The organism is Mycobacterium sp. GA-1285, assembly GCF_001499905.1.
GTDB lineage: Bacteria > Actinomycetota > Actinomycetes > Mycobacteriales > Mycobacteriaceae > Mycobacterium.
Map to the genome: position 1 here is coordinate 150132 of NZ_LQIS01000004.1, position 12705 is coordinate 162836.

12 protein-coding genes are annotated in these 12705 nt (G+C 65.0%); 4 read left to right on the forward strand and 8 right to left on the reverse strand.

Annotated elements, in window-relative coordinates; genetic code table 11:
• Positions 1-73 precede the first annotated feature (73 nt).
• From AU193_RS04150 to AU193_RS04160, 3 genes are read left to right on the forward strand one after another with little or no spacing between them, the layout of a single operon-like run.
• The gene (locus tag AU193_RS04150) at positions 74-1252 is read left to right on the forward strand and encodes a spermidine/putrescine ABC transporter substrate-binding protein (RefSeq protein WP_064421075.1); all 1179 of its coding nucleotides are present in this window, start codon (positions 74-76) and stop codon (positions 1250-1252) included.
• A gap of 3 nt (positions 1253-1255) precedes the next feature.
• Positions 1256-2131: an ABC transporter permease gene (locus tag AU193_RS04155; RefSeq protein ID WP_064421076.1), complete on the forward strand. Its 876-nt coding sequence runs from the start codon at positions 1256-1258 to the stop codon at positions 2129-2131.
• Entirely contained in the window at positions 2128-2973 is an 846-nt protein-coding gene (locus tag AU193_RS04160) for an ABC transporter permease (protein WP_064421077.1), read from the forward strand. Before AU193_RS04155 ends, AU193_RS04160 begins: the two co-directional genes overlap by 4 nt.
• A gap of 33 nt (positions 2974-3006) precedes the next feature.
• On the opposite strand, the gene AU193_RS04165 is transcribed toward AU193_RS04160, so the two are convergent.
• Together AU193_RS04165 and AU193_RS04170 are read right to left on the reverse strand one after the other, a co-directional pair.
• Positions 3007-3870 (reverse strand): DMT family transporter, encoded by an 864-nt coding sequence (locus AU193_RS04165; RefSeq protein ID WP_064421078.1) that lies wholly within the window; start codon positions 3868-3870, stop codon positions 3007-3009.
• A 63-nt stretch (positions 3871-3933) separates the two neighbouring features.
• Complete coding sequence (locus tag AU193_RS04170) at positions 3934-4368, reverse strand: hypothetical protein (RefSeq protein ID WP_172798209.1); 435 nt, start codon at positions 4366-4368, stop codon at positions 3934-3936.
• 178 nt (positions 4369-4546) lie between these two features.
• Here AU193_RS04170 and AU193_RS04175 point away from each other — a divergent pair, with 178 nt between their 5' ends.
• Positions 4547-5059, forward strand: coding sequence for a hypothetical protein (locus tag AU193_RS04175; RefSeq protein ID WP_064421109.1), 513 nt, complete (start codon positions 4547-4549; stop codon positions 5057-5059).
• Positions 5060-5064: 5 nt separating this feature from the next.
• Here the strand turns inward: AU193_RS04175 and AU193_RS04180 are convergent, their stop codons facing one another.
• From AU193_RS04180 to AU193_RS04205, 6 genes are read right to left on the reverse strand one after another with little or no spacing between them, the layout of a single operon-like run.
• Positions 5065-6591 carry an MCE family protein gene (locus tag AU193_RS04180; RefSeq protein ID WP_064421079.1) on the reverse strand — a complete coding sequence of 509 codons (1527 nt, stop codon included), beginning with the start codon at positions 6589-6591 and terminating at the stop codon, positions 5065-5067.
• A complete protein-coding gene (locus AU193_RS04185; RefSeq protein ID WP_064421080.1) occupies positions 6591-7868 on the reverse strand; it encodes an MCE family protein in 1278 nt (425 codons plus the stop codon). Before AU193_RS04185 ends, AU193_RS04180 begins: the two co-directional genes overlap by 1 nt.
• Positions 7865-9313 carry an MCE family protein gene (locus AU193_RS04190; protein ID WP_064421081.1) on the reverse strand — a complete coding sequence of 483 codons (1449 nt, stop codon included), beginning with the start codon at positions 9311-9313 and terminating at the stop codon, positions 7865-7867. Before AU193_RS04190 ends, AU193_RS04185 begins: the two co-directional genes overlap by 4 nt.
• Entirely contained in the window at positions 9310-10392 is a 1083-nt protein-coding gene (locus AU193_RS04195) for an MCE family protein (RefSeq protein ID WP_064421110.1), read from the reverse strand. Before AU193_RS04195 ends, AU193_RS04190 begins: the two co-directional genes overlap by 4 nt.
• Entirely contained in the window at positions 10392-11414 is a 1023-nt protein-coding gene (locus AU193_RS04200; RefSeq protein WP_064421082.1) for an MCE family protein, read from the reverse strand. Before AU193_RS04200 ends, AU193_RS04195 begins: the two co-directional genes overlap by 1 nt.
• Positions 11411-12625 (reverse strand): MCE family protein, encoded by a 1215-nt coding sequence (locus AU193_RS04205; protein WP_064421083.1) that lies wholly within the window; start codon positions 12623-12625, stop codon positions 11411-11413. Before AU193_RS04205 ends, AU193_RS04200 begins: the two co-directional genes overlap by 4 nt.
• Positions 12626-12705: the final 80 nt, after the last annotated feature.

The following is a 12705-nucleotide window of genomic DNA, read 5'->3' on the forward strand; positions in this document are numbered from 1 at the left end:
CCCGGCACCGCCGTGAGCGGCGATTCGACAGCTGTCGGCCCCTCCCCTCCCTCCGACGAAAGGCACAGCCGCCATGCCCTACGAGACGGACCCTCGCCTCGCCCGCTTCGCCGCCAACCGCACGTCGCGCCGCCGCTTCATCGGCGGAGGCGCCGCCGCGGCCGCCGCCGTGGTTCTCGGCCCGTCGTTGCTGGCGGCGTGCGGATCAGACAGCGGCACCTCCGGTACCACCACGGAGGAAGGCGGGCCGGCCAGCGGCACGCTGCGGATCTCGAACTGGCCGCTGTACATGGCCGAGGGATTCATCGCCGCGTTCCAACAGGCGTCGGGTATCACCGTCGACTACAAGGAGGATTTCAACGACAACGAGGAATGGTTCGCCAAGGTCAAAGAGCCGTTGTCGCGTAAACAGGACATCGGCACCGACCTGGTGGTGCCCACGGCGTTCATGGCGTCACAGATCCGGAACCTGAACTGGGTCAACGACTTCACCGAAGACGGCATCCCGAACAAGAAGAACCTGCGACCCGACCTGCTCGACGCGCAGATGGACCCGGGCCGGAAATGGAGCGCGCCGTACATGACCGGCATGGTCGGCCTCGCCTACAACCGCGCCGCCATCGGCCGCGACATCACCGGAATCGACGACCTGTGGGACCCCGCGTTCAAGGGTCGCGTCAGTATGCTCTCGGACTTCCAGGACGGCCTGGGCATGATCATGCAGTCGCTGGGCGGGAACCCCGCATCGCCCAGCACCGAATCGGTGCAGAAGGCGGTCGATCTCGTCCGCGAGCAGAACGACCGGGGTCAGATCCGCCGGTTCACCGGCAACGACTACGCCGACGACCTGGCGGCGGGCAATGTCGTTATCGCGCAAGCCTATTCGGGTGACGTCGTGCAGTTGCAGGCCGACAATCCCGATTTGCAGTTCGTGGTTCCGGAATCCGGCGGCACCGACTTCCTCGACACGATGGTGATCCCCTACACCACGCAGAACCAGAAGGCCGCCGAGGCGTGGATCGACTTCGTCTACGACCGGGCCAATTACGCCAAGCTCATCGCCTTCACACAGTTCGTTCCGGTCCTCTCCGACATGACGGCGGAACTCGACCGGATCGACCCGAACCTGGGCAAGAACCAGCTGATCAATCCTCCGCAGTCCACCCTTGACCGGATCAAGGCCTGGGCTCCGCTCGAGGACGAGCAGAAGCAGCAGTACGCGTCGATGTACGCCGAAGTCACCGGCGGCTGACGAATGGCAGGCGTCGCCGGCAGCGGCAGGCAGCGCAGCAGGATCGCGCCGTATCTGATGATCCTGCCCGCGATGGTGTACCTCGCGGTGTTCTTCGTCGTCCCGTTCGTCTCGCTGACACGGATGTCGCTGTCGAAGGCGAGCGGCTCGATTTTCCTTCCGACACTGACGTTCTCGTGGGACTTCGGAAACTACGTCGAGGCGTTCAGCAAGTATCAGGAGCAGATACTGCGGTCGTTCGGCTACGCCACCACCGCGACGGTGCTCTGCGTGCTGCTGTCGTTCCCGCTGGCGTATGTGATCGCGTTCAAGGCCGGGCGTTTCAAGAACCTCATCCTCGGCCTGGTGATCCTGCCGTTCTTCGTGACGTTCCTGATTCGCACCATTGCGTGGAAAACCATTCTTGCTGACGACGGTTGGGTGGTCGACGCACTGGACGCGGTCGGGCTGTTGCCCGCCGACGGACGGCTGCTGTCGACGAGCTGGGCCGTCATCGGCGGCCTCACCTACAACTGGATCATCTTCATGATCCTGCCGCTGTACGTCAGCTTGGAGAAGATCGATCCACGGCTGATCGAAGCGTCCAAGGATCTGTACTCGTCGAACACCCGCAGCTTCACCAAGGTCATTCTGCCGCTGTCGCTTCCGGGACTGCTGGCCGGCAGTCTGCTGGTCTTCATCCCGGCCGCGGGCGACTTCATCAACGCCGAATATCTGGGCAGCACCCAGACGACGATGATCGGCAACGTGATCCAGCAGCAGTTCCTGGTCGTCAAAGACTATCCGGCCGCGGCGGCGCTCAGCATGGTACTGATGGGCATCATCCTGGTCGGTGTCCTGCTCTACACCCGGGCGTTGGGCACGGAGGAACTCGTATGACCGTCCAGGCGATGGACGCGGCGACCAATCCCACACCGGGCAAGCGGGTGAAGGGCTCGCCCAAATGGGGCGATTGGCTGCTGCGGATCGTCGCCGGCCTCGTGCTGCTGTATCTGTTCCTGCCGATCTTGGTGATCGTGCTCTTCTCGTTCAACGATCCGAAGGGCAAGTTCAATTACAGCTGGCAGGGTTTCACCCTGGACAACTGGGCGGATCCGTTCAAGTATCCGGCGCTGACCGAGGCGCTGAAGCTGAGCATCAACGTCGCCGCGGTGTCCACCGCGATCGCGTTGGTGCTGGGCTCACTGGTGGCGATAGCCCTTGTGCGACAACGGTGGCGGGGTCGACGCGCGGTCGACACATTTCTCGTGCTGCCGTTGACGGCGCCGGAAGTGGTGATGGGTGCGGCGCTGCTGGTGCTGTTCCTCGATCTGGGCTGGGCCACTGGCTATGTGACGATCGTGTTGGCACACATCGCGTTCGAGGTCAGCTTCATCGCGATGACGGTGCGCGCCCGGGTGCGCGGTTTTGACTGGACGCTCGAGGACGCGTCGATGGATCTCGGCGCCAGCCCGACGCGAACCTTCTTCCGGGTCACGCTGCCGTTGATCGTTCCCGGCATCGTCGCGGCGGGCATGCTGTCGTTCGCGTTGTCGCTCGACGACTTCATCATCACCTACTTCGTCAGCGGTTCGACGGTGACCTATCCGCTGTACGTCAACGCCGCCGTGAAGGCCGCGGTGCCGCCGCAGATCAACGTTCTCGCCACGGGGATCCTGGTGATCAGTCTCATCCTGCTTGCGGCGGGAACCCTCTACCGGCGCAGAAGGATCGACGTCTAGCGACGCTACCTCGGCGCGCATGCTCGTCGGCGCTCAACCCACCTCGACCGGGACCGGCGGTGTGCGAGCACCGGCGCGTGCGGCGCCCATACCGGCGGCCACGACCAAGCACATGCCGAGCACGCCGAGCGGTTCGGGCACCTGTCGCAGAACGACGAGGCCGACGATCATCGCAAAGCCGGGTTCGAGCGCCATCAGTGTGCCGAACGCGGCAGTCGTGAGCCGGCGCAGCGCCAGCAGTTCCAGCGCGAACGGTACAACGGGCAGCAGGACCGCCAAGCCGACTCCGATCAGCAGAATGTCTAGTGTGAGTCGCGGTAGCACCAGGGGGCCGACGGCCAGCGTGGCGACGATCCCTGCGACGGGCATCGACACGGCGAGACCGTTCATGCCTGAAACCTGGTCCCCTACCCGCTGCGTCAGCATGATGTAGATCGCCCAGCAGAGCGCCGAGGCCAGCGCATACAGCACCCCGACACCGTCGACGTGACCCGCCCACGGCTGGGTGAGCAGGAGGACACCCCCGGCGGCGAGGCCCGGCCACAGCAGCCGGCCGCGCCCGGTGCCGTGCGCGACAGCGACGCCCAGCGGGCCGAGGAACTCAATCGCGCTGGCGGTGCCCAACGGAATGCGGGCGAGCGCCGCCATGAAGAGCAGCGTGATGCCCGCGATGACCACGCCGAGCACCACGCACATACGAAAGCTTGTCCACGTGAAGGCCTTTGGCCGCGGTCGGACGATCAGAAGCATGAGCAGGCCCGCCCACGCCAGCCGCAGCCAAGCCGCACCTTCGGCGCCGATGCGGTCGATCAGCGTGACGGCGATCGCCGCGCCGGTCTGCACGCACAGCATTGCCGCGACCGCCATCAGCACCCCGCTGCGGGCCTGGCTCACCATGTTGGCATTCAACGGGATGCCGACCGATCACGTCCACGCGTTTCCTCGAGACGCGGCGATCGTTTACAAGCGCGCGAGGCTGAACGGGTAGGTGAAGGTTCCTCCCGGCGCGCCGTCACACCCGGCGGCGAACGACGACTCGAGTGTGCCCAATCTGGTTGCCGCATCCCACGCGTAGACGTCCCTGGTCGGGATCACCGGACCGTAGTACACGTTGCCGCACCGCAGCCCGTCCGGAACGTCCACGGTCAGGGTGTAGCGGCCATCCGCCAGATGCGCATCGCCACTGTAGGGGAACGCCTTCGCGATGGGCTGAGGAATGGCCTGGATGTGCAGGCAGTCGCCCGGACAACGCGAGATCGCCCACAGCCACGTGTGAAAGTCGTGGCGCCCGTCGATCACCAGATGGAAGTTGCCATACGGAGTGTCGGCGTGGGCGAGCGCCGGGCCGAGTGACACCGCGCCGACAAGCGTCACGGCGACCAACGCCGAACTCACGGCGCTCCCGAAGCGGCGTCCTACAGGCACGGCCTCCTTGATACGTCACATCGACAACGGCGAACGGTCCCGGTGCCGCTGAGCGGGAGCACCTGTTCCACTGAGCGGACGAGGATCGCTCTGGACGCCGAAACCGGCCTAGGTTGATCCTTCGTCACGATCGATGAAGGAGACGGCGATGCGGATGCCCGGTGTTGCAGCAGGTGTCGTCGCGTTCGCCGTGACGGGGGTGGGGTTCGTCGGGAGCGCCCAAGCCACCGAGAACGAGTGGGGCCTCAACGGCCGCTACACCGCCACCTCGAACGGCGAATACGCCAAGACCAACGAGGTGTTCCGCGACGAAGCCAGCCTGCGCAGCACCTGGACCATCTCCACGACGTGCAGCTATCCGACCGAATGCACGGGCACTGTGGTCAGCGATTTCGGCTGGACCGCGCCAATTTACAAGACGGGTGGCGTCTGGTACGTCAAGCACACGGTCGAGAACTGGATCCCGTGTCCGGACGGCACGACGGCACCGGGGCTGCAGGTGTTCCGGTTCGTACCCGTCAACGAGGACGGCAGTTTGACCGATCCCGCGTCGACGACCTTGGCGGGTGAAGACCAGACCACCGGTACAAGTGGCGCATGCGGGGTCAGCAAGCCGGTCTTCATCAACATGCCGTTCAAGCTCGTCATGAACGACGGCTGATCGACTCACCCGGCCGGGACGAGGAGATCCTGCCACGCCCGCGGTCCGGCGGGCGCCACCAGATCGGCTTGCCGGAAAACCTGTCCGTCCGGCGTCGAGTACCGACCCGTCTGCGGATCGTAGGGAGCGAAGGCGACGGACGGCCCACCATCGGAGCGCGACGAACTCGGGGCCGCTGCGGGAGCCTGGCCCTCGGACAGCGGCGACCCTGGTTGCGCCGGCGGCATCGGCGTGCCCTCCAGCGGGGCGTGGATCCGCTCGCTGAAGTCGACGCGGTCGTCGGGTTTGACCCCTTGGGCGATCAGGTTGGGATCGATCGGGTACGGGCCCAGCGGGTGCTGGCGCATCGCCAACGGCTCGAAGGGCTTGTCGCTGCGGCACATTTCGACGGTCGGGGCGCGCTTACCGGGCTGGTCGAGGCACGGGTAGTTTCGGGCACCTCGTACGCCGATCGGTGAATCCTGCGGCAATTTGCAATAGAGGCCGTCAGGTGTGTCGACGATCGTTTCGTCCTCGGGTGAACGCCACATGTTGGGCGGCAGGAATCCGACCGTGCACGCTGGCGGATCGCTCATCACCAACGTGAAATCGCCCAGCGCCATGCCGGTGGGATTGTTTCGCGCCACGCCGACTGTCTGCGTGGCCGCCACGTACGGCGGGAACAGCACCAGAAGTTGTTCCAGCGCCGCGTGATACGTCACGCCGACCTCGCCGACGGATGTGAGGTTGGCCAGCAGCACGGGCAGGGTGGCCTTCATATCGTTGAACAGCCGCGCCGCCTCGTCCGCCGCACCTGGACCTTCCTCGAGGATCGTGCGTATCTGCGCATCATCGGCCTCGAGCTGGCCGGTGATGCCGGCCACGCTGCGCGCCCAGCTGCGGATGGCGTCGGCCGACTGTGCTTGGCCATCCAGCAGCGGACCGCTGTCGTCGATCAGCGCCCGAGTGCGGTCGGCGACTGCATCGCCGTCACCGATGATCCTGGCCGAGGAGTCGAGCAGCGAGCCGAAGTCGTAACCGGTTCCGTTGAGGCCCTTGAACGATTCGTCGAGCAGCCCGCTGATCTTGTCCTTCGGAATGCTGTCGACCAACGCGCTCACCTGGTCGAGCATCGGACCGACGGCTTGCGGCACCGATGTGTTCTGCCGGGGGATCACCGAACCGTTCTGCAGGAAAGGGCCGTTCGCGTTCTCGGGGATCAGATCCACGTACTGTTCACCGACCGCCGACACGCTACGGACGTTGGCCTTCGCGTCAGCCGGGATTTTCGGCGACGTGTTCAGCGACAGCGTCGCGACGGCACCTTCCCGGGTGGGCCGCACGTCGAGGACCTTGCCCACCTGCACACCGCGGTACGTCACGTTGGAGAACCGATAAAGGCCCCCGGTGCCCGGCAACTCCAATTGCACCGATATGCGACCAATGCCCAGCAATGTCGGTACCTGCATGTACGTGAAGAACATCAACGTGATGCCGACCACCGAAGCGATGGTGAAGACGATCAGCTGATTGCGGATGAATCGAGTCAACATCAGTTGCCCCCCGCTCCCCCGGCGTCCACCGCGCCGGCGGTCGCGGGAGGAGCTTCAGGCACCGGTCCGGGGGCCGTCCCTGGCGCGTGGTCTACCGCCAGCCGTGAATTCGCCTGTTGCTGAACAGCTTCCACCAGCGGCGGCAGGCCTGCCACCTCGGTGGGCGTCGCGGTGATCGGCGCCTTCAACGGATCGAGGGTGTAGGTGAGGTACCAGGGGTCACCCGGAGCGGGCACCATCGGCGCTCCTTCCTGCCCCCAGCGGGTGCCCAGGAAGAGCCCCCGCTTGAGGCGCGGGATGGTGAAGTCGAAGATGATGAACTGGTTCATGTAGTCCCCGCGTATGGTACGGTCGATAAAGCTCTGCGTGTAGGGGAATGTCGGCGCGTAGGCCAGGACGGTGCCCAGGTCCGAGCCAACATCGGCGAGCGCCCGCAGCGTCGGTTCGAGGTTCGCGAGGTTTCGAACGAGGTCGTCCTGCGTGTCGTTGATCAGCCCGGTGGCGGTGTCGCTGAACCGCCCAAGCCGGTCCAACGCTTCCGTGATCCGAGGGCGCTGCTCGACCAGGACGTCGAGCGCGGGTGGAATGCGTTGCAGTGCACCGCTGATCACTTCGCGTTCCGATGCAAGAGTTCCGGACATCCGGTTCATGGCCGCGATCGATGCGTTGATGTCGTCACGTTGGGTGTCGAGCATTCCGACGAAATCGTTGAGCCGCACCAGCAGGTCCCTGATCTGGCCTTCGCGTCCGTTCAGCGCGGCGTTGAATTCGCGGACGATGTCTCCCATCTGGCCGAGGCCGCCGCCGTTGAGCACGACCGACAGCGACGACAGCGTCTGTTCGGTCGACGGGTACGTCGATGACCTGTCCAGCCCGATGGTCGAACTGGGTTCGAGTTCACCATTGGGCGCCTGGCCAAGCGGCGGGTCGAGTGCGAGATGCATGGACCCGAGCAGGCTGGTCTGTCCCACCGTAGCCACCGCGTTCGCCGGGACGACGACGTCGGGCCGCACCGAGACCTCGATGTCGGCCGTCCAGTTCGTCACCTTCATCTTGCCGATGCTGCCCACCACGACATCGCCGATCAGCACGGGCGAATTCGGTTCCAGCGAACCGACGTTGTGGATCTGGACGCGGTATACGTCGGCGTGTTCCCCCCGGCCGACCGTGCCGGGCAGCGGCAATGAGTTGACGCCTTCGAATGTGCACCCGGTCACCGCGAAGACGGCGCAGCAGGCCACGACGATGAGGCGGCGGATCGAGCCGGCGGGTGTCATGACGGCCCCATCGAAGTCGCCGGCGGCGCCGGTACCTCGGCGGGCATCAACATGTTCTCGAGAGTCGTCGGCTCGGAGCCAGCCGCCGGCGGGCCCGGCGGAACCGGTGCGCCCGGGAACAGCGCTGGATGCGGAGCGGCGGGCAGACCCGTCGGCGCGTAGGCGCCGGGCGGACCGGCCGGGGTGTTCCAACCCGGTGGCGGCGCCGTGTCACCAGCACCCGTGTAAGCCGATACGGCCGGTGCGATCTCGGGCGGCGGCGGGCTCTCACCCGCTCCGCCCGGAGCGAGCGCCGGATCCGAGTAGATCAGGTTGCCGGGGCTGGGCGACTTCTGCAGATAGGCGTTGAACGGCATCGGCAGGTAATTGAAGTTGAGCAAGCGCAGTGCAGGACCAAGGTATTCGGCACAGGCCTTGGATGCTTCCGGCGCCGTCGCGTTCTTCACCGCTCCGATCGCTGAGCACACCAGTTGCACCGGGTTGGCGAAATTGGCCAGTGCGAAGCCGCCGATCATAGTCCCCGTGTCGGGGTTGTAGATGTTGTAGCCGTTGCCAATGGCGTTGGGCGCGACGTGCAGCACGTTCTCCAACGCGAGCCGGTTGTCGGAAAGGTTCTGCGTGACGTCGGCGAGTCGCTGAATCTGCTCGGCAGTCTGATCCCTGCTGCCGGCGATGAACCGCTGCACCTCGCCCACGGCTTCGGACAGGTGAGTAAGTGCCGCGTCGAGATCCGACCTGCTCGCATCGACCACACTGCTGACGGTGGCCAAGCGATCCTGAAAATGCACGATCTGAGCGTTACTGTCGCGCAGTGCGGCGACGAAGGTCTGGAGATTCTCGATGACGTCGACGATGTTGCCGCTGCCGTCGGCGAGGATCCGACCGACCTGAGAGAGCTGGGTGATCGTCTCGCGCAGCTTGTCGCCGTTTCCGTCCATGGCATTGGCGGCGCTGTCGATGAAGCGGCTGACCGACGTCGACGAAATATCGCCTTGTGGGCCCAGATCGGTCGCCAACCGGGTCAATTGGGTCTTCACCTCATCCCACTCGACGGGCACCGCCGTTCGGTCGACACCGATGACCGCGCCGTCGGGCAAGGTGGGCCCGCTGGTCTCGTACGCGGGGGCGAGTTGGACGTAGCGCGCCGAGACGAGGTTCTGCGCGACGATCACAGCTTTGGCGTCGGCGGGAATCGGGACGTCGCGGTCGACGGACAGCAGCATGCGTGCGTGCGCCCCGTCGGGCTCGATCGATTCGATGGCGCCGACCCGCACTCCCGCGACGCGTACCTCGTCACCGGGGTATATCGCGGTTGCCGAGCTGAAGTACGCGGTGATGGTTCTGGGGCCGAAGAATGCTTGTCGCGCCACGACGGCGACTCCCGCGACGAGCAAGCCGGTCATTGCGATCAGCAGTGCAGTTGTCAGACGTTTGCGCCGCATCATCGCGACCCTCCCGGAATGCCGTTGTACGGGAAGGGGAATTCGGCCCGTGGCCCCGCATTGTCCGGCGGCTGACCGGCGTTCACGCCCCGGCGGTAGCCGAGCGCGTAGTCGAGGAACGGTTGCAGCGACTGGGCGGGCAGGAGGTTGCCGACGAAGGCGTTGTAGTAGAAGCCGTTGTTGACCGCCTCACCCTGTGTCACTTGGTACTTCGACAAACCGCTGAGTGCCTTGGCGATGTTGTCGCGGTTGCGCTGGAGCATGTCGTAGATCGAGTTCAGCTTCTGCAGCGTTGGGGCCATCTCCTGTTCGTTGTCGTGCACGAGACCCGTCAGCTGTTGAGCGACCGCCGAGGTGTTGGCCAGCAGGTTGACGATCGCGTGTCGGCGCTGTTCGAGAACACCCATCAAGTCATTGGCGTTGAGCAGCAGGGTGTTGAGCTGCCTGCTGCGCTCCGACAGCACGCCGGTCACGTCGGCGGCGCTGGCGAGCAGCTCACCGAGAGACTCATCGCGGCCGTTCAGTGACGAAGACAGACGGCTCAGACCGTCGAAGGTCGGACCGAGCTGAGGCGCGATCCGGTCGATCGTCTCGGAGAGCGTGTCCAGGGCCCGATTCACCGATGCGGTGTCGGTCGCCGCGGTGTTCGCGGTGAACTCGCTGACCGCCTCGGTCAACGAGTACGGCGAGGAGGTCCGCGACAGCGGAATCACATCCAACGGTTTCATTCGCTCGTCGCCCGCAGGGTCGAGCGTCATCATCCGCTCCCCCAGCAGTGTGCCGGTGCGGATGTGCGCCGTGGTCTGCGATCCGAGGCTGATCTTTCCGTCGACGGTGAACGTCACCAACGCCTTGCCCTTGCTCAGCGTGACATCGGATACCGATCCGATCGTCATACCCGAGACCTTGACGTCGTTGCCAGGTGCTAGGCCTGCAGCCTCGGTGAACAATGCCTGATACCTGACGGCGGTCGCCCACGACCACAACCGTTCCGGCTGTAGCCCGACGGCGATGATGAGGATGACGAGCGTCACACCGATGAACCCGGCCCGGATCAACGAGGCACCACGGTATTTCAGCATCAGGGTTCCCCGCACCTTCCGTTCTGCTGGAGGATCCAGGGGAAGTGGGCGGTGCGGCCCTGCAGGTCGGTGACCCGCACCGAGATACCGCAAAGGTACTGGTTCAGGAAGCTCCCGTACGCGCCGAGACGAACGAGTTTCTTGTAGTTCTGCGGCAGCTTCTGCAGTGAGATGTCGAGCAGCGGTTTGTCCTTCTCGAGCAACGGAGCCACCCGGTTGAGTTGGTCGATACTGCCGGCGAGCGGCGGACGTGCCTGGGTCATCAGGTCGGCCAGCGAGGCGGTCCCGCTGTCGAGTGCGGTGATGGCCTCCCCGATCGGGTCGCGATCGGCGGCCAGACCGGTGATGAGCTTCTCGAGGCGGTCGACCGCGCCGGAGAACTTGGTCCCATCCTCGGCGACGGTCGCCATCACCGTGTTCAGGTTGTCGATGAGCTGCCGGACGATCTGGCCGTTGTCGGCGATCGCGGTCGTGAATGAAGCGGTCTTGGCGAACAACGACTCCACGTTGCCGCTCTGCCCCTGCAGGATCTGGATCAACGAGTTGGTCAGGGCATTCACGTCGTCGGGATTCAAACCGCGGATCACCGGTTTCAAGCCACCGAGGAGAAGGTCGAGGTCCAACGCCGGCTCGGTCCGGTCGGCGGGGATCTCCGAGCCCGGTCCGGCGAACCTGGTGGAGCCGGGGCCGTCGAGGAGTTCGAGGTAGCGATCCCCGACGAGGTTGAGGTACCGAACCGTGGCCTTGGTGCCGGTGGTGAGCACGATGTCGGTACTGGCATCGAAGCTGACCACGACGGTATTGTCCGGTCGCAGTGAAACATCGCGGACTGTGCCGACACGGATTCCCGAAACCCGCACCGAGTCACCCGTTTTAAGACTTGAGACATCGGTGAACACGGCCGAGTAGTCGTTCGACGACCCCGTGCGGTACTGGCCGAAGATCGCGAACAGCGCGCCGGTCAACAGCAGCATCACCGCGCAGAAGACGCCAAGCTTGATCGCTGTGCCAACACCGCTCATCCCGGCATCCCGATCTGTGCGGTGTTTCGCGGCGGCCCGTCGATCGGGCCGAACAGCGCCTGCTTGAGCGCATCGGAGTTCAACAGGATGCCCTGATTGCCGTACTGCGCACGGCTGGCGTCGATGTCGCTGACGACGTAGGGTGCCCGCGTTTCGTATCCCACGTCAGGCAGGCCCGCGCACTGGGGGCCACCCTTGGCCGCCACCTTCGGCAGGTTTCCGGGGTAACGGTACCGTTCGGAGCCCAGCACGAAGGAATCGAGCAGAAGAACCCCGGGAACCGGTGAGGGCGCCGCCGTGGCCAACGGGATCATTCCTGCCAGAACACAATTCAGGGCGGGGTGGTACTGGCTGGTCAGGTCGGTCGTGGGTACGAGCAGGTCGAGAACTTCGGTGATCGCGCGCCGGTTGTCGGAAAGTACTTCGTTGCCGATCTCGGCCAACCCGACGGCGCTGAGCAGCAGAGTATCGAGGTCGTGCTGCTTCTCGACGATCGTGTCACTCACGGTGGACGCACTGTCCACGATCGCCAGGAGATCCGGGCTCGCGTCGGCGTACGTGTTGAGAACTACTGGTAGAACCGCGATGTCGTGGCTGAGGTTGTCCAAACTGGGGTTGAGCTTTGCAAGCATGGCGTCCAGGTCGGACAGTGCCTGCCCGAACTTCTCGCCACGACCGCTGAGCCCGGAGGCCAACGCTCCCAGTGTCTCGTTGAGTTTTGCCGGCTCGATCTTGGTCAGCACGGAGACGAGTTGTTCGAATATGGTGTTGATCTCGACCGACACGTGATCGGCGTCGAGAACCTGGCCCGCTCGCAGCGAGTGCGCAGACGGATCCGACGGCGGCACCAATGCAACGGATTTCGCGCCGAACACCGTCGAAGATGCGATGTCGACACGTACGTTGGCCGGAATCAACTCCATCGCGGAGGGATCCATCGCGAGGTGGATGGCGGCCTTACCGCCGGGGAGCGGTTCGATGGCGGAGACGGTGCCGACTTGAGCGCCGTGCAGCTTGACCCTGGCATCGGGGTTCATCACGAGGCCGGCGCGGTCGGTGATGACGGTGACCGGTTCAGTGCTGGTGAAATCCCCCCGGAAGAGCGCGACGGCGATGGCGACGACCGCGGCGATCGCGGCGATGGAAACGAAACCCGCGATCGGCCTTGCGTATTCACGCGGTTGTGTTGGCGGCTTGTGGTTGCTGGTCAACGTTCCACCTATCCGGACAGGTTGAAGTTGCCGTTGGAACCATAGACGGCCAGTGACACCAGCAGGGTGACCGAGACCAC